Annotated in this window: 19 protein-coding genes and 1 pseudogene; 15 read left to right on the forward strand and 5 right to left on the reverse strand. The window is 60.9% G+C overall.

Annotated features, from left to right (window positions below):
• The first annotated feature begins 193 nt into the window (after nt 1–193).
• The 4 genes from phaC (C9422_RS11835) (at nt 194) to C9422_RS11850 (ending at nt 5,361) form a co-directional block, all read left to right on the forward strand.
• Nucleotides 194–1,873, forward strand: a complete 1,680-nt coding sequence (gene phaC / locus C9422_RS11835; RefSeq protein WP_007975578.1) for a class II poly(R)-hydroxyalkanoic acid synthase — start codon at nt 194–196, stop codon at nt 1,871–1,873.
• Nucleotides 1,874–2,028: 155 nt separating this feature from the next.
• The gene (phaZ, locus tag C9422_RS11840) at nt 2,029–2,883 is read left to right on the forward strand and encodes a poly(3-hydroxyalkanoate) depolymerase (RefSeq protein ID WP_007975576.1); all 855 of its coding nucleotides are present in this window, start codon (nt 2,029–2,031) and stop codon (nt 2,881–2,883) included.
• A 115-nt stretch (nt 2,884–2,998) separates the two neighbouring features.
• Complete coding sequence (gene phaC, locus C9422_RS11845) at nt 2,999–4,681, forward strand: class II poly(R)-hydroxyalkanoic acid synthase (RefSeq protein ID WP_116580793.1); 1,683 nt, start codon at nt 2,999–3,001, stop codon at nt 4,679–4,681.
• Nucleotides 4,682–4,740: 59 nt separating this feature from the next.
• The gene (locus C9422_RS11850; protein WP_116580794.1) at nt 4,741–5,361 is read left to right on the forward strand and encodes a TetR/AcrR family transcriptional regulator; all 621 of its coding nucleotides are present in this window, start codon (nt 4,741–4,743) and stop codon (nt 5,359–5,361) included.
• 192 nt (nt 5,362–5,553) lie between these two features.
• On the opposite strand, the gene C9422_RS11860 is transcribed toward C9422_RS11850, so the two are convergent.
• The 3 genes from C9422_RS11860 to C9422_RS11870 form a co-directional block, all read right to left on the reverse strand.
• Nucleotides 5,554–6,447, reverse strand: a complete 894-nt coding sequence (locus tag C9422_RS11860) for a phasin family protein (protein ID WP_116580795.1) — start codon at nt 6,445–6,447, stop codon at nt 5,554–5,556.
• Between the two features lie 10 nt (nt 6,448–6,457).
• Nucleotides 6,458–6,880 carry a phasin family protein gene (locus C9422_RS11865; protein ID WP_104451116.1) on the reverse strand — a complete coding sequence of 141 codons (423 nt, stop codon included), beginning with the start codon at nt 6,878–6,880 and terminating at the stop codon, nt 6,458–6,460.
• 205 nt (nt 6,881–7,085) lie between these two features.
• Nucleotides 7,086–7,361 carry a polyhydroxyalkanoic acid system family protein gene (locus tag C9422_RS11870; RefSeq protein WP_008047826.1) on the reverse strand — a complete coding sequence of 92 codons (276 nt, stop codon included), beginning with the start codon at nt 7,359–7,361 and terminating at the stop codon, nt 7,086–7,088.
• A 155-nt stretch (nt 7,362–7,516) separates the two neighbouring features.
• On the opposite strand from C9422_RS11870, the gene ubiE reads away from it, so the two are divergent.
• From ubiE to C9422_RS32870, 11 genes and pseudogenes are all read left to right on the forward strand, one after another.
• Entirely contained in the window at nt 7,517–8,287 is a 771-nt protein-coding gene (gene ubiE / locus C9422_RS11875) for a bifunctional demethylmenaquinone methyltransferase/2-methoxy-6-polyprenyl-1,4-benzoquinol methylase UbiE (protein WP_007989286.1), read from the forward strand.
• On the forward strand, nt 8,287–8,910 hold the full coding sequence (locus tag C9422_RS11880) for an SCP2 domain-containing protein (protein WP_116580796.1): 624 nt from the start codon (nt 8,287–8,289) through the stop codon (nt 8,908–8,910). Before ubiE ends, C9422_RS11880 begins: the two co-directional genes overlap by 1 nt.
• Nucleotides 8,907–10,511, forward strand: coding sequence for a ubiquinone biosynthesis regulatory protein kinase UbiB (gene ubiB / locus C9422_RS11885; protein WP_102673225.1), 1,605 nt, complete (start codon nt 8,907–8,909; stop codon nt 10,509–10,511). Before C9422_RS11880 ends, ubiB begins: the two co-directional genes overlap by 4 nt.
• Nucleotides 10,512–10,677: 166 nt before the next feature.
• Nucleotides 10,678–11,079: a phosphoribosyl-AMP cyclohydrolase gene (gene hisI, locus C9422_RS11890; RefSeq protein ID WP_007989281.1), complete on the forward strand. Its 402-nt coding sequence runs from the start codon at nt 10,678–10,680 to the stop codon at nt 11,077–11,079.
• Complete coding sequence (locus C9422_RS11895; protein ID WP_090328169.1) at nt 11,072–11,404, forward strand: phosphoribosyl-ATP diphosphatase; 333 nt, start codon at nt 11,072–11,074, stop codon at nt 11,402–11,404. The genes hisI and C9422_RS11895 overlap by 8 nt, the downstream gene beginning before the upstream one ends.
• Before the next feature lie 25 nt (nt 11,405–11,429).
• Entirely contained in the window at nt 11,430–11,702 is a 273-nt protein-coding gene (locus C9422_RS11900) for a twin-arginine translocase TatA/TatE family subunit (protein ID WP_102698555.1), read from the forward strand.
• 10 nt (nt 11,703–11,712) lie between these two features.
• Nucleotides 11,713–12,153 carry a Sec-independent protein translocase protein TatB gene (gene tatB, locus C9422_RS11905; RefSeq protein WP_007975561.1) on the forward strand — a complete coding sequence of 147 codons (441 nt, stop codon included), beginning with the start codon at nt 11,713–11,715 and terminating at the stop codon, nt 12,151–12,153.
• The gene (gene tatC / locus C9422_RS11910; RefSeq protein ID WP_057712372.1) at nt 12,150–12,944 is read left to right on the forward strand and encodes a twin-arginine translocase subunit TatC; all 795 of its coding nucleotides are present in this window, start codon (nt 12,150–12,152) and stop codon (nt 12,942–12,944) included. The genes tatB and tatC overlap by 4 nt, the downstream gene beginning before the upstream one ends.
• Nucleotides 12,941–13,648 (forward strand): 16S rRNA (uracil(1498)-N(3))-methyltransferase, encoded by a 708-nt coding sequence (locus C9422_RS11915; RefSeq protein ID WP_015093117.1) that lies wholly within the window; start codon nt 12,941–12,943, stop codon nt 13,646–13,648. Before tatC ends, C9422_RS11915 begins: the two co-directional genes overlap by 4 nt.
• A gap of 158 nt (nt 13,649–13,806) precedes the next feature.
• Nucleotides 13,807–14,868, forward strand: a pseudogene (locus C9422_RS32865) (methyl-accepting chemotaxis protein); the annotation flags it as partial.
• 141 nt (nt 14,869–15,009) lie between these two features.
• Nucleotides 15,010–15,723, forward strand: a complete 714-nt coding sequence (locus C9422_RS32870) for a methyl-accepting chemotaxis protein (protein ID WP_371321757.1) — start codon at nt 15,010–15,012, stop codon at nt 15,721–15,723.
• Between the two features lie 229 nt (nt 15,724–15,952).
• Here C9422_RS32870 and mdoH read toward each other — a convergent pair whose 3' ends face one another.
• Nucleotides 15,953–18,523, reverse strand: coding sequence for a glucans biosynthesis glucosyltransferase MdoH (gene mdoH / locus C9422_RS11925; protein WP_104451122.1), 2,571 nt, complete (start codon nt 18,521–18,523; stop codon nt 15,953–15,955).
• Nucleotides 18,516–20,330, reverse strand: coding sequence for a glucan biosynthesis protein G (locus C9422_RS11930; RefSeq protein WP_007975556.1), 1,815 nt, complete (start codon nt 20,328–20,330; stop codon nt 18,516–18,518). The genes mdoH and C9422_RS11930 overlap by 8 nt, the downstream gene beginning before the upstream one ends.
• Between the last annotated feature and the right edge of the window lie 129 nt (nt 20,331–20,459).

Here is a 20,459-nt window from a genome sequence, read left to right on the forward strand (position 1 = left end):
CCGTCGATTGGCCTGCTTGCGAAAAAAATTAAACTCGGGTAACCAATGGAACTGGCAAGTTCCCTGCAGTGCTCACTGCGAACAAAAGCAGCGATGCAGTATTAACGGTCACCCGAGCAGCAGTACCTGGAATTGGTTGTGTGACTGCACAGCAGGCCCCGGGTACTCGTCTCAGGACATTGGAGCGTCGTAGATGAGTAACAAGAATAACGATGACTTGAAGCAGCAAGCCTCCGAAAACACCTTGGGGCTGAATCCTGTCGTTGGATTGCGTGGAAAAGATCTACTGGCTTCTGCTCGCATGGTGCTCAGGCAGGCCATCAAACAACCGATTCACAGCGCCAAGCATGTCGCTCATTTCGGTCTTGAACTCAAGAACGTACTGCTAGGCAAATCCGAGCTTCTTCCGAATGGCGATGACCGTCGCTTCGCCGATCCGGCCTGGAGCCAGAACCCGCTCTACAAACGTTATTTGCAAACCTACCTGGCGTGGCGCAAGGAACTCCACGACTGGATCGATGACAGCAACCTGCCGGCCAAGGATGTCAGCCGCGGGCACTTCGTGATCAACCTCATGACCGAGGCCTTGGCCCCGACCAACACGGCGGCCAACCCGGCGGCGGTCAAGCGTTTCTTCGAGACCGGCGGTAAAAGCCTGCTCGACGGCCTCTCGCATCTGGCCAAGGACCTGGTACACAACGGCGGCATGCCGAGCCAGGTCAACATGGGGGCATTCGAGGTCGGCAAGACACTGGCCGTGACCGAAGGTGCAGTGGTGTTTCGCAACGACGTACTGGAGCTGATCCAGTACAAGCCCACCACCGAACAGGTGCACGAGCGCCCTCTGCTGGTGGTGCCACCGCAAATCAACAAATTCTACGTTTTCGACCTCAGCCCGGAGAAAAGCCTGGCGCGGTTCTGCCTGCGCAGCAACGTGCAGACCTTCATCGTCAGCTGGCGCAATCCGACCAAGGAGCAGCGTGAGTGGGGCCTGTCGACTTACATCGAGGCGCTCAAGGAAGCGGTCGACGTGGTCACCGCGATCACCGGCAGCAAGGACGTGAACATGCTCGGCGCCTGCTCCGGCGGCATCACCTGCACCGCGCTGCTGGGCCATTACGCAGCGATTGGCGAGAACAAGGTCAACGCCCTCACCCTGCTGGTCAGCGTGCTCGACACCACCCTGGACAGCGATGTGGCGCTGTTCGTCGATGAACAAACCCTCGAAAGCGCCAAGCGCCACTCCTATCAGGCCGGCGTGCTGGAAGGCCGCGACATGGCGAAAGTCTTTGCCTGGATGCGCCCCAACGACCTGATCTGGAACTACTGGGTCAACAACTACCTGCTGGGCAACGAACCACCGGTGTTCGACATCCTGTTCTGGAACAACGACACCACCCGGTTACCGGCTGCGTTCCACGGCGACCTGATCGAAATGTTCAAAAGCAATCCATTGATTCGTCCGAATGCACTGGAAGTGTGCGGCACACCGATCGACCTGAAGCAGGTCACCGCCGATATCTTTTCCCTGGCCGGGACCAGCGACCACATCACCCCGTGGCGCTCCTGCTACAAGTCGGCGCAACTGTTCGGCGGCAATGTTGAATTCGTACTGTCCAGCAGCGGGCATATCCAGAGCATCCTGAACCCGCCGGGCAATCCGAAATCGCGCTACATGACCAGCACTGAAATGCCCGCCAATGCCGATGACTGGCAGGAAGAGTCGACCAAGCACGCCGATTCGTGGTGGCTGCATTGGCAGGCCTGGCAGGCACAGCGCTCGGGCAACCTGAAAAAAGCTCCGCTGAAACTGGGCAACAAGGCATACCCGGCGGGCGAAGCTGCACCGGGCACTTATGTACATGAGCGGTAACTGACACACCTCGACTTCCCTGTGGGAGCGAGCTTGCTCGCGATGACGGTGGCAGGTTTGGCATATGCGCTGACTGACACTCCGCTATCGCGAGCAAGCTCGCTCCCACAGGGGGCGGGGATGAACTGGAAAAAGCGACCCACAGGGCCTGAAGCATGCCGCAACCCTTCATATTCCGTACCGTCGACCTGGATGGCCAGACGCTCCGCACGGCGGTACGCCCCGGCAAGCCTCACTTGACGCCCCTGCTGATTTTCAATGGCATCGGCGCCAACCTGGAGCTGGTGTTCCCGTTCATTGCGGCGCTGGACCCGGACCTGGAAGTCATCGCCTTCGACGTGCCTGGTGTCGGCGGTTCGTCGACGCCAAACCGGCCGTATCGTTTTCCGGGGTTGGCCAAGCTCACGGCGCGGATGCTCGACTATCTCGACTACGGCCAGGTCAATGTCATCGGCGTGTCCTGGGGTGGCGCCCTGGCCCAACAGTTCGCCTACGACTATCCGGAGCGCTGCAAGAAACTCGTGCTGGCCGCCACGGCGGCGGGTGCGGTGATGGTGCCGGGCAAGCCGAAAGTGTTGTGGATGATGGCCAGCCCGCGACGTTACATCCAGCCGTCCCACGTGATCCGCATTGCGCCGATGATCTACGGTGGCGCGTTCCGTCGCGACCCGACGCTGGCCGCCAGCCATGCGGCCAAGGTGCGCTCGGCGGGCAAGCTCGGTTACTACTGGCAACTGTTCGCCGGCCTCGGCTGGACCAGCATCCACTGGTTGCACAAGATCCGTCAGCCAACCCTGGTGCTGGCCGGCGACGATGACCCGTTGATCCCGTTGGTCAACATGCGCTTGCTGGCCTGGCGGATTCCCAACGCCCAGTTGCACATCATCGATGACGGACATCTGTTCCTGATTACCCGGGCCGAAGCGGTGGCCCCGATCATCATGAAATTTCTCGAGGAGGAGCGCCAGCGTGCGGTGATGCATCCGCGTCCGGCGCCACTGGGCAGTTAAAGCGCTGCCTCAGCGGTCGGCAGGACGCCACGCCGCGCAACAACCCGTTACAGCGTCTATGGTGTTCTGGTTCAGTGTGTTTGTTTTTGGCCTGAAGACGAAGGAGTGTTGAATCATGCGCGAGAAACCAGCGAGGGAGTCCTTGGCGACTCCCGCCGCGTTCATCAATGCACAGAGTGCGATTACCGGCCTGCGCGGCCGGGATCTGCTGTCGACCCTGCGCAGTGTGGCCGCCCATGGCTTGCGCAACCCACTGCACAGCGCCCGGCATGCCCTCAAACTCGGCGGTCAGCTTGGCCGTGTGCTGCTGGGCGAGACCCTGCACCCGACCAACCCGCAGGACGCTCGCTTCGCCGACCCGGCATGGAGCCTCAACCCGTTTTATCGCCGTAGCCTGCAGGCCTACCTGAGCTGGCAGAAGCAGGTCAAAAGCTGGATCGACGAAAGCAACATGAGCCCGGACGACCGCGCCCGCGCCCACTTCGCCTTCACCTTGCTCAACGACGCCGTATCGCCCTCCAACTCCCTGCTCAACCCACTGGCGATCAAGGAGCTGTTCAATTCCGGCGGTAACAGCCTAGTGCGGGGCATCAGCCATCTGGTGGACGATCTGCTGCATAACGACGGCCTGCCCCGGCAAGTCACCAAGCAAGCGTTCGAGGTCGGCAGGACGGTCGCCACTACCACCGGTGCCGTGGTGTTTCGCAACGAGCTGCTGGAGTTGATCCAGTACAAGCCGATGAGCGAAAAGCAGTATTCCAAGCCCCTGCTGGTGGTGCCGCCACAAATCAACAAGTACTACATTTTCGACCTGAGCCCGCACAACAGCTTCGTCCAGTACGCCCTGAAAAACGGCCTGCAAACCTTCATGATCAGCTGGCGCAACCCGGATGTGCGTCACCGCGAATGGGGGCTCTCGACCTACGTCGAAGCCGTGGAAGAAGCGATGAATGTCTGCCGGGCGATCACCGGCGCGCGCGAAGTCAATCTGATGGGCGCCTGCGCCGGCGGGCTGACCATTGCCGCGCTGCAAGGTCATCTGCAGGCCAAACGGCAGCTGCGCAGAGTGTCCAGCGCGACGTATCTGGTGAGCCTGCTCGACAGTCAGCTGGACAGCCCCGCTACGCTGTTCGCCGACGAGCAGACGCTGGAGGCTGCCAAGCGCCGCTCCTATCAGAAAGGTGTGCTGGACGGCCGTGACATGGCCAAGGTCTTCGCCTGGATGCGCCCCAACGATTTGATCTGGAGCTACTTCGTCAACAACTACCTGTTGGGCAAGGAGCCACCGGCGTTCGATATCCTCTACTGGAACAACGACAACACGCGCCTGCCGGCCGCCCTGCATGGCGACCTGCTGGACTTCTTCAAGCACAACCCGCTGACCCACCCGGGCGGACTGGAAGTGTGTGGCACGCCGATCGATTTGCAGAAGGTCACCGTCGACAGCTTCAGCGTCGCCGGCATCAACGATCACATCACACCGTGGGACGCGGTGTATCGCTCGACACTGTTGCTCGGTGGCGAACGGCGCTTCGTGCTGTCCAACAGCGGCCATGTGCAGAGCATCCTCAACCCGCCGAGCAACCCGAAAGCCAACTACGTCGAGAACGGCAAACTGAGCAGCGACCCCCGCGCCTGGTATTACGACGCCAAACATGTCGACGGCAGCTGGTGGACCCAATGGCTGGGCTGGATTCAGGAACGCTCCGGCGCGCAGAAGGAAACCCACATGGCGCTCGGCAACCAGAACTACCCACCGATGGAGGCAGCACCCGGTACTTACGTGCGCGTGCGCTGACGTTCAACGCGCCACGGCCGCTGCCGGCCGTGGCAAGACCCGATCATTAAGAAGACTGGATGAAAACCCGCGACCGGATCCTCGAATGTGCCCTGCAGTTGTTCAATCAGAAGGGCGAACCGAATGTCTCCACCATGGAAGTTGCCAATGAAATGGGCATCAGCCCGGGTAACCTCTACTACCACTTTCACGGCAAGGAACCGCTGATACTCGGGCTGTTCGAGCGCTTTCAATGTGAACTGCAACCGCTGCTCGACCCACCGTCCGACGTCGAATTGGGCCCCGAAGATTACTGGTTGTTCCTGCATCTGATCGTCGAGCGCCTGTCCCACTACCGGTTTCTGTTCCAGGACCTGTCGAACCTCGCCGGACGCCTGCCGAAACTGGCCAAGGGCATTCGCAACCTGCTCAATGCACTCAAGCGCACACTGGCGTCGTTGCTCGCACGATTGAAGGCTCAAGGGCAATTGGTCAGCGACACCCAGGCGTTAGGGCAACTGGTGGAACAGATCACCATGACCCTGCTGTTTTCACTGGATTACCAGCGGATTCTCGATCGTGAAGGCGAGGTGCGGTTGGTGGTTTACCAGATCATGATGCTGGTGGCGCCGCATCTGTTGCCACCGATCAAAGCGGCGACGGAGCAAATGGCGATGCAGTACCTGGATGCACACGAGTAAGCCTGACACCCGCCAACCCTGTGGGAGCGAGCTTGCTCGCGATGGCGTCTGTTCAGCCAACATGGATGTCGACTGATACACCGCTATCGCGAGCAAGCTCGCTCCCACAGTGGGCTTGTGTCGCTCAGAAATCCGCGCACAAACAAAAACGCCCGACCTTGGCAGGCCGGGCGTTTTCTTGAGTCCTGAAAATCAGGACTGACTGGTTGGCGTCGATGGAGCTGGCGCGGCAGTCGGGGTGACAGCAGGGGTTGGCGCGGTCGCGGAGTTCGAGGCGCTGACCGGAGTGGCTGCCGGGGTTGCCGGGGTTGCCGGCTTGGCAGCTGCTACTGCTGGTTTTGGCGCGGCGGCTTTTGGAGCTGCCGGCTTCTTCACTGCAGGCTTTTTCGCAGCAGCAGGTTTGGCTGCCGGCTTGGCGGCGGCGGGTTTTGCTGCAGCCGTTTTAGCCGCAGGCTTGGCCGCTGTTGGCTTGGCAGCCGGTTTGGCGACAGCTTTCGCCGCAGCCGGTTTGGCCGCTGCAGGTTTGGCGGCTGCAGTTTTTGCGGCAGGCTTGGCAGCAGGTTTAGCCGCTGCTTTTGCCAGAGGCTTGGCGGCGGTTTTCGCGGCTGGCTTGGCGGCGGCAGTCTTGGCAGCAGGCTTGGCCGCCGCGGATTTCGCCGCAACAGGCGCAACCTTGGCACCGGTCAGTTTTTCGATTTGCTTGGTCAGGGTCTCGACCTTGCTGTGCAGTGCCTTGACTTCGTTGCGGCTCGGTACGCCCAGACGCGAGATGGCACTGTTCAGACGCTTGTCGAAAGCACCTTCCAGCTCATCCCACTTGCCCAGTGCACGATCTTTCACGCCGCTGATGCGCGATTTGGCCGAAGAAGCGGAGTCCTTGGCGGCGTCGACTGTCTTGCCAACAGCGCTCTTGGTGAGCTTCTCGGCTTTCTCGCCGTCCTTAACCAATGCATCGAAGAGTTTGCTGCCGTCAGTGTCGATCTTCGAGTACACGCCTAAACCAGCCAGCCAGATTTTTCGGGAGTAATCTTCAACCTTCCCGATCCACGAGCTGCCTTCTTTTTCGGTTTTCTTTTTAACAGCCATCCCGTTCTCCTTAAGATTTACGCGCGACACGTTCGAGCAATGCCGTCAGCTCATCGAGCTTAGCAGAGAGTGTCTCAACGTCATGTTTAGACGGAATGCCGATACGATTCAAGGCACTTGCGACACGCGTGTCGAACGCCTTCTCGACCTTGTCGAGTTGAACTTCGACACGGCCTTTGAAAGTGCTGACTTCACTCTTGACTTCATCGATCTCGGCATTGGCCGCTTCAAGTTTCTCAGCGACTACCTTTTTGCCTTTCTTTTCAACAACCTGACCAGCTTTGATCAGCTCTTGAAAGTATTCGCTGCCCTCTTGGCCGACCTTGGCGTAGGCGCCCAGGCCAGCCAGCCAGATCTTGCGGGCATAGGATTTGACGTCGCCCAGCGTGCTGGTCGATGCGTCGATTTTTTTCTTCAGAATAACTTTGGCCATGGTGCACCTCACGCGCAGAAGGTTTGAGGAACTGCCCGGATAAGTGTCGGGCTCTGGCACAAAGTAGGGAGAAAAATTAGAAACGGCACCCTAACAAATGACATAAATCGGTGGTGCCTTCTGGAAAAGATCGCAGCCTTCGGCAGCTCCTACAGGTAAACGCGAGCCTGTGTAGGAGCTGCCGAAGGCTGCGATCTTTTGGGGATCACACGAGGGCTTTATCCAGCGCCTTCTCGATTTCCGCTTTGATCATGCCGCTCATGGCCGACATCATCAGGCCGAGCTCCACGTCGACGCGGATCGAATCTTCACTGACATGCACCGCACCCTTCACGCCCGAACGCTTGAGGTTCAGGGTGTCGCCGGACCACTGCGGCTCCAGGCCATATTGATCGGAAAGTTTCTGCGCCAGCTTGTCGGCCTTCTCGCGAGCCGCTTCCTTACCCAGGCCGTGGGCACGTTCAACACTAATACGGGCCATCGAATGACTCCTGCTTTATGGATGCTTTCCCGGGGCATCTTGACCTCTGCTGCGTCAAAACGTCCCGATGGTTGCCCATCTTACCTTCAGCCTTGCCAAGACAAAGCATGCCTTGGGGATTAGAATGTCGCGCATTCTCTTTTGGTGACAGCGATATGACTGATCAGCGCAAAGGCAGCGATGCCGAACCCACCACTCACTTCGGCTTCAAAAACGTTCCGGAAAGCCAGAAAGCGGAAAAAGTCGCTGAGGTTTTCCATTCGGTAGCCGCCAAGTACGACCTGATGAACGACCTTCTGTCGGGCGGCATGCACCGTCTGTGGAAGCGTTTCGCGATCGAACTGTCGGGCGTTCGTACCGGCAATCGCGTGCTCGACATCGCCGGTGGCACCGGCGACCTGACCAGGAAGTTCTCGCACCTGGTAGGCCCGACCGGTCAGGTCGTACTGGCCGACATCAACGAGTCCATGCTCAAGGTCGGCCGTGACCGCCTGCTGGACCTGGGTGTGGCCGGCAACGTCGAATTCGTCCAGGCCGATGCGGAAAAACTGCCGTTCCCGGACAACCATTTCGACTGCGTGACCATCGCCTTCGGCCTGCGCAACGTGACCCACAAGGAAGACGCCCTGCGCTCGATGCTGCGCGTGCTCAAGCCGGGGGGCCGTTTGCTGGTGCTGGAGTTCTCCAAGCCGACCAACGCGCTGATGTCCAAGGCCTACGACGCCTACTCGTTCGCCTTCATGCCGCTGATGGGCAAGCTGATCACCAACGACTCGGAAAGCTATCGCTACCTGGCCGAATCGATCCGCATGCACCCGAACCAGGAAACCCTGAAGTCGATGATGGTCGAGGCCGGTTTCGACCGCGTGACCTATCACAACATGACCGCAGGCATCGTGGCCCTGCACCGCGGCATCAAGCCCTGATGCTGCTCGCCGGCCTGCTCGCCAGCGTTGAACTCGGCCTGAACCGGGTGCTGCGCCTCGACAGCACGGCGCTGCCGCGGCTGGCGCATCTGACCGGCAAAGTGATTGCCGTCGATTGCCGCAGCCCGGCGCTGCACCTGTTCATCCTGCCCAGCGACGAAGGCCTGATGCTCGCCTCCCAGTGGGAAACCGGCGCTGACTGCACCTTGCGTGCACCGGCTTCGAGCCTGTTGAGACTGGCCATGAGCAAGGACAAGACTTCCGTCCTGCACGCCCCTGAAGTCGAACTCGACGGCGACAGCGGCGTGCTGCTGGAACTGGCGGCGATCCTCCAGGACCTGGAGCTGGACTGGGAGTACGAGCTCTCGCGCTGGCTCGGCCCGGTCGCCACACAACTGGTCGGCGGCCACCTGCGCAGTCGCGCCCGCTGGTACCAGCAAGGCTTTGCCAGCCTGGGCCAGAACCTGGGCGAATACCTGGCCGAAGAATCGCGCACCCTTGTCGGTCAGCGCGAAGCCGAAGCCCGATTCAGTGAACTGGACCAGATCAAGCTCGATCTGGAACGTCTCGAGGCGCGTTTCGAGCGCCTTTCCCGATCCCTCGACCCAAGCGATAACGCATGAAGCTGCTTGCCGTCCGCCGTTTGTTGCGCATCCAGCGCGTCGTGATCCGCTACCGCCTCGATGACCTGCTGTTCGCCCTGCCGTTGCCGTGGTTTCTGCGGGCGCTGCGCTACGCGTTGCCGTGGCGCTGGTTCCCGCGCAAGACCCTCGATCTGAGCCGTGGCGCGCGCCTGCGCCTGGCGTTGCAGGACCTGGGGCCGATTTTCATCAAGTTCGGGCAGATCCTGTCCACACGCCGCGACCTGCTGCCAGAAGACATCGCCGATGAGCTGATGAAACTGCAGGACCGCGTGCCGCCGTTCGACTCGCAAGTGTCGGTCAAGCTGATCGAAGAACAGCTGGGCAAGAAAATCAGCGACGTGTTCAGCCGTTTCGATGTCGAGCCGCTGGCCTCGGCTTCGGTGGCGCAAGTGCATGCCGCGCAACTGAAAACCGGCGAAGAAGTAGTGGTCAAGGTGATCCGCCCCGGCCTCAAACCGGTGATCGCCCAGGACCTGGCATGGCTGTTCATCCTCGCCCGCGCCGCCGAAAAACTCTCTGCCGATGCGCGCCTGCTGCACCCGGTGGACGTGGTCAGCGATTACGAAAAAACCATCTACGACGAACTCGACCTGCTGCGCGAGGCAGCCAATGCCAGCCAGTTGAAGCGCAACTTCGATGGCTCGCCGCTGCTGTACGTGCCGCAAGTCTATTGGGACTGGTGCCGGCCGAAGGTACTGGTGATGGAGCGCATCTACGGGATCCAGGTCACCGATCTGGCGACCCTGGCCGACCAGCGCACCGACATGAAAATGCTCGCCGAGCGTGGCGTGGAGATTTTCTTCACCCAGGTGTTCCGCGACAGCTTCTTCCATGCCGACATGCACCCCGGCAACATCTTCGTCAGCACCGTGAATCCGTGGAGCCCGCAGTACATTGCGATCGACTGCGGCATCGTCGGCAGCCTGACCCCGGAAGACCAGGATTACCTGGCGCGTAACCTGTTCGCCTTCTTCAAGCGCGATTACCGTCGCGTGGCGCAGTTGCACATCGATTCGGGCTGGGTGCCGGCGGAAACCAAGCTCAACGAATTCGAAGCGGCGATCCGTACCGTGTGCGAGCCGATCTTCGAAAAACCGTTAAAAGATATTTCCTTCGGTCAGGTGCTGATGCGCCTGTTCCAGACCGCTCGGCGCTTCAACATGGAGGTTCAACCGCAGTTGGTTTTGCTGCAAAAAACCTTGTTGAACATCGAAGGCCTGGGCCGCCAGCTGTACCCGGACCTCGACCTGTGGAACACCGCGCAGCCGTTCCTCGAACGCTGGATGCGCGAGCGGGTCAGCCCCAAAGCCCTGCTCGGCAACGTGCAGAGCCAGTTCGAACAGATCCCGCACCTGGCGAACATGGCCCGCGACCTGCTCGAACGCATGTCCCAGCCCCACGCCTACGATCCGCCGCCACCCTGGCATCGACGCCGGGACGACTGGTTCCTGCGCCTGCTCGGTACGGCCCATCTGGCCGGTGGCGCCATCCTTGCCGCTGGCGGGCCATTGAATCAGTTGGACTATTGGCCAGCTGGCATCATGATGGCGGTCGGTTTGTATCTGGTCGTGCGTCGATAGCATGTATCAGCTGCAAGTTATAAGCTTCAAGCTTCAAGCGATGTTCGTAGCAATCATGTTTAATTCACGCCTGTAGATATGCGTTGCACAATACGAAGGATCGAAGCGCACTGGCTTTTACTTGCGGCTTGAAGCTTAAGGCTTGGGGCTGCTTCAGGAACTGAAGATGAAAAACTGGCTGGACGAGATCAAGTGGGACGCCGATGGCCTCGTGCCGGCGATTGCCCAGGATCACAAGACCGGGCGCGTCCTGATGATGGCCTGGATGAACCGTGAAGCACTGGAACTGACCGCTGCCGAGAACCGCGCCATTTACTGGTCGCGCTCGCGTGGCAAGCTGTGGCGCAAGGGCGAAGAGTCCGGCCACGTGCAAACCCTGCACGAGATGCGCCTGGACTGCGACGCCGACGTCATCATCCTGATGGTCGAGCAGATCGGCGACATCGCTTGCCATACCGGCCGCCAGAGCTGCTTCTACCGCGTCTACGAGAACGGCGACTGGACAACGGTCGACCCGGTCCTGAAAGATCCGCATGCCATCTATTCCGCAGGACACAAACATGAGTGACACTCTGACCCGTCTGGCCGCCGTACTGGAAGAGCGCAAAGGCGCCGCCGCCGACAGCTCGTATGTCGCCAGTCTGTACCACAAGGGCTTGAACAAGATTCTGGAAAAAGTCGGCGAAGAGTCGGTCGAAACCATCATTGCCGCCAAGGACGCCGCCGTCAGCGGCGACTGCAGCGATGTGATCTACGAAACCGCCGATTTGTGGTTCCACAGCATGGTCATGCTCGCCCAATTGGGGCAGCATCCACAGGCTGTACTCGATGAACTGGACCGTCGTTTCGGTCTCTCCGGACACGCCGAGAAAGCCTCGCGCCCGTCCGCCTGAATAACTATTAGAGAGGAGCAGCAGCATGGGCATTTTTGACTGGAAACACTGGATCGTCATCCTGGTTGTCGTGGTACTGGTATTCGGCACCAAGAAACTGAAAAACCTCGGCACTGACGTCGGCGAATCGATCAAGGGCTTCAAGAAAGCCATGAACGACGACGAAAAACCGGCCGACCCGAATGCGACCCCGGCCCAACCGGTTCCACCGGTCCAGCCACAGACCACTGTGAACCAGCCGCACACCATCGACGTGCAGGCACAGAAAGTCGAAGAGCCGATCCGCAAAGACGTGTGAGCGCAGACTAATGTTTGGTATCAGCTTCTCTGAACTGCTGCTCGTCGGCCTCGTTGCCCTGCTGGTGCTGGGTCCCGAGCGCTTGCCGGGCGCTGCGCGCACCGCTGGCCTGTGGGTCGGGCGCCTGAAGCGCAGCTTCAACGCGATCAAACAGGAAGTTGAACGTGAAATCGGTGCCGACGAGATTCGTCGGCAACTGCACAACGAGCACATCCTGTCGCTTGAGCAGGAGGCGCGGAAAATCTTCACGCCGACCCAGCAGGAGCCGACGCCGGTCGAGCATGTGGGTGCGCAGACGATTCAAGCGCCTGCCGCTACTGTCGACTCGACACCTGCTCCCGTTGTAGCACCTGTCGAACCTGCGCCCGTTGTTGCAGCCGCTCCGGTTGAACCCGCTGCGCCTGTTGCGCCAGCCCCTCATGACCCAACATTGCCGCCGCGAGCCCCATGAGCGATCTCCCAGAAAACGACCAGCACATGCCGCTGGTTTCGCACCTCACCGAGTTGCGTACCCGACTGCTGCGCTGCGTAGCGGCGATTTTCATCATCTTCGCCGGCCTGTTCGCCTTTACCCAGCAGATCTACACCTTCGTCTCGACTCCGCTGCGCGCGTACCTGCCCGCCGGCGCGACGATGATTGCCACCGACGTGTCGTCGCCATTCCTGACGCCGCTGAAGCTGACGATGATGGTCTCGCTGTTCCTGGCGATTCCGGTGATCCTGCACCAGATCTGGGGCTTCATCGCCCCCGGCCTGTACAAGCATGAAAAGCGTATTGCCGTGCCCTTGCTGGTCTCCAGCATCTTTCTGTTCTACGCCGGCATGGCCTTCGCCTACTTCCTTGTGTTCCCGCTGATCTTCAAGTTCTTCGCCGCCGCCACCCCGGCCGGCGTGGAAATGATGACCGACATCACCAGCTACCTCGATTTCGTCATGACGCTGTTCTTCGCCTTTGGCGTAGCGTTCGAAATTCCGGTGGCCGTGGTGCTGCTGGTGTGGATCGGCGTGGTCGACGTCAAATACCTGAAGAAGATCCGCCCGTACGTGATCATCGGCTGCTTCGTGGTCGGCATGATCCTGACGCCGCCGGACATCTTCTCGCAGACCTTGCTAGCCGTGCCGATGTGGCTGTTGTTTGAAATCGGCATCCTGTTCGGCAGCCTGATCAGCAAGCGTGGCGACCATCCGGAAGACCAACCGGCTGACGATCACAACGACCAGCCGCCAGCGACCCAAGCGTGAACCTGCTGCTCCTGGAAGAGGCCGACTTCATTGCGGCCGACCGGGCGATCCTGCGTGATCGCCGGCTGACCCACATGCAGGAAGTCCACCGCTGTGAAGTGGGTGACAGCATGCGCGTCGGGCGGATCGGCGGACTGATGGGTTCGGCCGAAGTGCTGCGCCTGGACGCCGACGAAGCGGAATTGCGCGTCACCCTCGACCAGCCGCCACCAGCCAAGCTGCCCTTGACCCTGGTATTGGCCCTGCCACGCCCCAAGATGCTGCGCAGGGTGTTCCAGACCGTGGCGGCCATGGGTGTGCCACGTATCGTGCTGGTCAACAGCTATCGCGTCGAGAAGAGCTTCTGGCAGACCCCGTTTCTGGAGCCCGAGGCCATTCGCGAGCAATTGATCCTCGGCCTCGAACAGGCCCGGGACAGCGTGCTGCCGGAAGTGGTCATCGAGAAGCGCTTCAAGCCGTTCGTCGAGGACCGTTTGCCGGCGATCACCGACGGCACCCTCGGCCTGGTGGGGCATCCCGGCAATTACCCGCCCTGCCCTCGCGCACTCAGCGAACCGGTGACCCTGGCCATCGGCCCCGAGGGTGGCTGGATTCCCTACGAAATCGACCTGCTGGGCAAATCCGGCCTGCAACCGGTGCAACTGGGCGAGCGCATCCTGCGCGTTGAAACCGCCGTGACCGCGCTGCTGGCCCGCCTGTTCTAACACTGCCCCCCTGTAGGAGCTGCCGAAGGCTGCGATCTTTTGATTTTGTTTTAAAAAGCAAGATCAAAAGATCGCAGCCTTCGGCAGCTCCTACAGAATCTCTGCGCGCCGCCGATACAGCCCCCATAAAACCAAATTGTGGTCCGGGGAGATTCAGCATGTACCAATGGCTAGCCGAGAATCTGGGAAACGTCAGCGTCAAACGCAAACTGGGGATCGGTTTCGGTCTGGTGCTGTTACTGACCCTGCTGATCACCTTCACCGGCTGGAGCGGCCTGAGTGGCGTTACCAGCCGTGGCGATAAGCTGGGGTTCATCGCCAGTCTCAACGACCTGACCAAGGACCTGCGCATTGCACGCCTGGATTACGAAATGCGTCGCGGGGAACAAGGCCCCGGCACCGTCAACGATCTGCTGGGCAAACTCGAAAGCGGCCTGCAGACCGCCCGCGGCCTGATCGAACAACCGGCAGACACGGCCATGGTCGATCAACAACTGGCCGCTGTCGCCGAATACCGTCGTGCCTTCAACGACATGACCCAGGCGGGTGCCCAGCGTGAAGATGCCCGCAGCAAACTCGGCGCCACCGCCGACAACGCCGTGGCCCGCGTCGCCGAAGTGGAAAAATCCATGCTGCAAGGTGACAGCGTCGCAGCATTCAATAGCGTGATCGACCTGAGCAAACTGATTCAGCAGGCGCGCTTCCAGGTTCGCGGCTACACCTACAGCGGCAAGAGCGAAGCCGAACAGCCAGCCCTCGACGCGATCGACAACGCCCTGAAGAATCTCGAGAGCCTGCCGGCCAAACTGCCTGAAGAACACATCGCCAACCTGCAACAGGCGACTGACTCACTGAAGGCCTACCGCGCCGCCGTCAGCCAGTTCCGCGACTCCCAGGTGGCCAGCGCCAAGGCTCTGGTGCGCATGTCTAGCCAGGGTGAAATCCTGTTGGACATGAGCCAGAAACTCACCGTCTCGCAAACCGTCGTGCGTGACAACGATGCCGCCCACGCCAAGAACATGCTGACCCTCGCCACCGTTCTGGCCATCGCCTTCGGCCTGCTGGCCGCCTGGGCCATCACCCGACAAATCATCATTCCGTTGAACCAGACCCTGGCCGTCGCTGAACGCGTTGCCAGCGGCGACCTGACCCACAACCTGACGTCCCAGCGTCGCGACGAACTCGGCCAGTTGCAACGCGCCATGCAGAGCATGACCCAAGGCCTGCGCGAACTGATCGGCGGCATCAGCGATGGCGTCACACAGATCGCCAGCGCCGCTGAAGAGCTGTCCGCGGTCACCGAGCAGACCAGCGCCGGGGTCAACAGCCAGAAAGTCGAGACCGATCAGGTCGCCACCGCCATGAATGAAATGGCCGCCACCGTGCAGGAAGTGGCGCGCAACGCCGAAGAGGCCTCCGAAGCGGCCGTCGCCGCCGACCAGCAGGCCCGTGAGGGCGACAAAGTGGTGGCTGAAGCCATCGCCCAGATCGAGCGCCTGGCCGCGGAAGTCGGCCACTCCACCGAGGCCATGGGCGAGCTCAAGCGCGAAAGCGACAAGATCGGCAGCGTGCTCGATGTGATCAAGTCCGTGGCCCAGCAAACCAACCTGCTGGCGCTCAACGCCGCGATTGAAGCCGCCCGAGCCGGTGAAGCCGGTCGTGGGTTTGCCGTGGTCGCAGATGAAGTTCGCAGCCTGGCCCAGCGCACCCAGAAATCCACCGAAGAAATCGAAGAGCTGATCGTCGGCCTGCAAAGCGGCACGCAGCAAGTGGCGACCATCATGGACAACAGCCGCACCCTGACCGACAGCAGTGTCGAACTGACCCGTCGCGCCGGTGGCTCATTGGAAAGCATCACCCGCACCGTCTCGGCAATTCAGGCGATGAACCAGCAGATCGCCGCTGCCGCCGAACAGCAAAGCGCCGTGGCCGAAGAGATCAACCGCAGCGTGCTGAACGTGCGGGATGTGTCGGATCAGACCTCGGCAGCCAGTGAAGAGACCGCAGCCTCCAGCGTTGAGCTGGCACGACTGGGGACGCATTTGCAGATGCTGGTGGGCAAGTTCAGGGTTTGAGGTGATCTGCATACCTCGGCTCACTCAGGACCGAGGTGATGCCTTCGCGGGCAAGCCCGCTCCCACAGGTATTTTCGGTGTTCACACAATGTGTGCCTCACCTTGAACCCCTGTGGGAGCGGGCTTGTCCGCGAAAGCGATTGACCAGACACTGCTGTTACAGAATCTGCTGCAAGCTCAAGAACCAACTTCAAGCCATAAAAAAACCCGCTTTCGCGGGTTTTTTTTATCATGCCAACTGAGGCTGTTCGCTCATCGGCTTGAGCGGCAGCAACGGTGCATGGGGGTCGGCCTGGACCGACTTGCGCCATGCGCCCAGCCACTCGGCATGCCCTTCGCTCCAGACCTGCTCGTGCAAGCGGGCCAAGGCTACCGGGTCGCTCAACAACTGCACTCGCTCGTTGTTGGTCAGGCCTTCAGGACCCACTTTCATCGCGTGCCGCACCCGCTCGATCCGCAACCACTCGATCGGCTCAGCCTGATTGTGCCGCGAGGTCGCCAGCGAGCACGCCAGGGCGTTCTGCTGTGGATCGACCACCGAACGGACGAAGCCGTCGTTCAGCGCGTGCCAGCGGTTTTCATGGGTGTACTGGTCAGTGGCCAGCAAGGCCTGCGGCGGATTGTATTCCTCAGGGATCAGGAACAGGCTCTCGTCGCGGGACTTCAGGCCCAGGCCGACGCGACTGGAGATCACCGACACCGGAATCGACAGCATCAACGAACCGACGATCGGCACCAGCCACCACAGGAAGCTCGGGTTCAGCCAGATCACCAGCATGGCCCAGAAGAAGCCCAGCAGGGTTTGCGGACCATGGCGCTTGATCGCTTCGCTCCACGGAGTGGAGTCGTCGTCACGCTGCGGCGAGTTCCAGGTCGCGGCCCAGCCGAGGAACGCGGCGAGGACGAAACGGGTGTGGAAGATCATCCGCACCGGTGCCAGCAGCATGGAGAACAGCATCTCCAGCAGCATCGACAGGGTCACCTTGAACTTGCCACCGAACTCTTTCGCGCCCTTGGCCCAGATCAGGATGATGCTCAGCAACTTCGGCAGGAACAGCAGCACGATGGTGGTCGAGAACAGCGCAATCGCCTTGTCCGGGTGCCATTGTGGCCACAGCGGATAGAGTTGGCGCGGTTCGAGGAAGTACTGCGGCTCCATCAGCGTGTTGACCGCCAGCAGCGCGGTCGACAGCACCAGGAAGAAGAACCACAACGGCGCCGACAGGTAGGACATCACGCCGGTCAGGAACACCGCGCGATGCACCGGGTGCATGCCTTTTACCAGGAACAGGCGGAAGTTCATCAGGTTGCCGTGACACCAGCGACGGTCACGCTTGAGTTCGTCCAGCAGGTTCGGCGGCAGTTCTTCATAGCTGCCCGGCAAGTCGTAGGCAATCCACACGCCCCAACCGGCACGGCGCATCAGCGCGGCTTCAACGAAGTCGTGGGACAGGATCGAGCCGGAGAACGCGCCTTTACCGGGCAACGGCGCCAGGGCGCAGTGGTCGATGAACGGCTTCATGCGGATGATCGCGTTGTGGCCCCAGTAGTGCGACTCGCCCAGTTGCCAGAAGTGCAGGCCGGCGGTGAACAGCGGGCCATACACGCGAGTGGCGAACTGCTGCATGCGCGCATACAGGGTGTCCATGCCCGACGCCCGTGGCGCGGTCTGGATGATCCCGGCATCCGGCGTGGCTTCCATCAGGCGTACCAGACTGGTCAGGCACTCACCGCTCATCACGGAGTCGGCGTCGAGTACGACCATGTACTTGTAGTCACCGCCCCAGCGACGGCAGAAGTCGTCGAGGTTGCCGCTCTTGCGTTTTACGCGACGACGACGGCGGCGATAGAAGATCTTGCCGAAGCCACCGGCTTCGCGGCAGACGTCCAGCCAGGCCTGTTGCTCGGCCACACAGATATCGGCGTCGTTACTGTCGCTGAGGACGAAGAAATCGAAGCGGTCCAGGTCACCCGTGGCCGCAACCGACTCGAAGGTCGCCCGCAGACCGGCGAATACCCGAGGCACGTCTTCGTTGCAGATCGGCATCACCAGTGCGGTGCGCGCATCCTTTGGAATCGGCTCGTTACCGGCACTTTTACCGGAGATACGGTATTTATCGTGGCCGGTCAGCAATTCGAGGAAGCCCATCAGCGCGGTCCAGAAACCGGCCGATACCCAGCAGAACAGAATCCCGAACAGGATCAGGATGCTGGTCTGCAAGGCGTACGGCAGCACTTGCGTGGCGGTTTGCAGCAGCGGTTGGTGCAGCACTTCGTTGAGGTCGACGAACGACCAGCCCTGGTACGGCATGATGCCTTTCATGTACCAGCCGGCGACGATGGTCTGACCGAGCATCAGCAGCAACAGAATGTAGCGACGGATCGAACCGACGGTCCGCCAGCGCGCAGCCGGCAGCACACGCTCGTCCTTCGGCGGCTTCGGCGGGTTGGTACGACCGGTCATCCGCCGCCAGCCACGCACCAGAATGTTGGTGCGCCACGGCTCCGGCACGACCTTGGTCCGCCGGATCGGCGGGGTCGCCTTGAGGCAGACCCGGCCGTTGGCGTCGAGCACCAGCATTTCCGCGTCCTGCAGCTCTTCGGCAGTACTCAGGGTCAGGCGTTTGCCGACCGAAGCCTGGGCGGCTTCGGTCGGGGCGTCGAACGTCGAAGACGACAGGCGTTCGTGCAATTCGCTGAAAGACTGGCAGCCCGCGAGTTCCGCGCGCTGCTCGTCGGTCATCGGCAGATGCGCCAGATACTCGGAAAGAGTTTCTGGCCGTACTTGAGAGTTACTCATCGGCAGGCAACTGATAGCTCCAGGTCTCGGTCAGGACTTCTTCAGTCGGCGCCGATTCCGGTGTGGCTGGGGCCGCGTCGGCAGCAACAGGCTGCTTGGCGTCTTTATTGGCCTTGTCCTTGGCATCTGCAACAGGCTTGGCTTCAGCCTGCTTGGCCTCCGCTTGCTTGGCTTCCTTGTCCGCTTTCTCTTGTTGCTTGGCGGCCACCTTGTCGGCCTTGGCAACCGACGAGTTGGACGACGGGATCGACGTCTTGGCCAGGTCCGCCGGCACGATGTTCTGCACCAGCGCGGCACGCATCTCGGTAGCCTTGCCCGGATCCTTGATCTTCATCCGCAGGGTCAGGCGCCAGCCCTTGGTTTCGGGGTTGTAGCGAACGCTGTTTTCCACCAGCTCGGCGTTGTCGCCGACGCTGACCTGGCTGCGAACCTCGGCATCGACCGGCAATGCCGCCAGGGACGGGCCTTCGAAGTCCACCAGGTAGGCAACGCTGCCATCGGGCTGACGAATCAGGTTGGATTGCTTGACGTCACCGGTCGAACGCAGGGTCTGCTTGACCCAGGCGCTGTCCGGCGCGTGAATCGCCGCTTCGTCCATGGTCCAGTGCATACGATAAGCGACATCGAGCGGCTGGCCAGGTTCCGGCAATTTTTCCGGGTTCCAGAAGGCCACGATGTTGTCGTTTGTTTCGTCGGCGGTCGGAATCTCGACCAGGTCGACGGTACCCTTGCCCCAGTCACCCTTCGGCTCGATCCAGGCGCTTGGACGCTTGTCGTAGCGGTCGTCGAGGTCTTCGTAGTGGCTGAAGTCGCGGCCGCGTTGCAGCAGACCGAAGCCGCGCGGGTTTTCCACGCTGAAGTTGCTCACCGCCAGGTGTTTCGGGTTGTTCAGCGGACGCCAGATCCACTCGCCGTTGCCGGCATGGATCGCCAGGCCGCTGGAATCGTGCAATTCGCGACGATAGTTCAGCACTTTCGACGGCTGGTTGGCGCCGAACAGGTACATGCTGGTCAACGGGGCGATACCCAGTTTGCCAACCTTGTCGCGCAGGAACATCTGCGCCTTGACGTCGACGATGGTGTCGCTGCCCGGACGCAGGGTCAGGCGATAGGCACCCGTGGCACGCGGCGAGTCCAGCAGGGCGAAGATCACCAGGTGCTTGTCGCCAGGCTTGGGCTGTTGAATCCAGAACTCGCGAAAACGCGGGAATTCTTCACCGGACGGCAAGGCGGTATCAATGGCCATGCCGCGAGCGGACAAGCCATAGACGTGCCCCTTGCCGACGACGCGGAAGTAGCTCGCGCCGAGCATGGTCATGATTTCGTCTTGCTTGTCGGCCTTGTTGATCGGGTACAGCACACGGAAACCGGCATAACCCAGCTGTTCGGTGGCCTTCGGATCGAACTGCATGTCGCCGAAGTCGAAACGACTCGGGTCGTATTTGATCTCTTCGACGGTGTTCGCGGTGATTTCGTTGATTTTCACCGGCGTATCGAAATGCATGCCCTGGTGATAGAAGGACAGCTTGAACGGCGTCTTCTGATCAGCCCATTCGGCTTTTTCCGTCAGAAAACGAATTTTCTGATAGTCCGCGAACTTCATGTCACGGAACTCGTTCGGCAGGTTACTGCGCGGCGCTTCGTATTTCTGCGCGGCCAGCTCTTTTGCCTTGGCCGATACATCGTCCAGACTGAATGCCCAAAGCTGGCCGGCGCTGAGCAGGCAGAGCAGTGCAGAGCCCGCTACCAGGGCGCTGCGTAACCGTTTGGCAGACAATTTTGGTGCGTTACAGGGACTAACAATCACGAGCAACCCTCGCCGAAAACAGATCAAAAAACCAACGGCCAGTTAAAGGGTCTGCACGGTGTACGGTATGAAAAAACCGCCCTTGCAAACCACTCTTGCCAAGTTGGCGAGCATTGTTCCGACTCCGCT

The sequence above is a fragment of the Pseudomonas sp. B1(2018) genome, assembly GCF_003097365.1.
Taxonomy (GTDB): Bacteria; Pseudomonadota; Gammaproteobacteria; order Pseudomonadales; family Pseudomonadaceae; genus Aquipseudomonas; species Aquipseudomonas laurylsulfatiphila.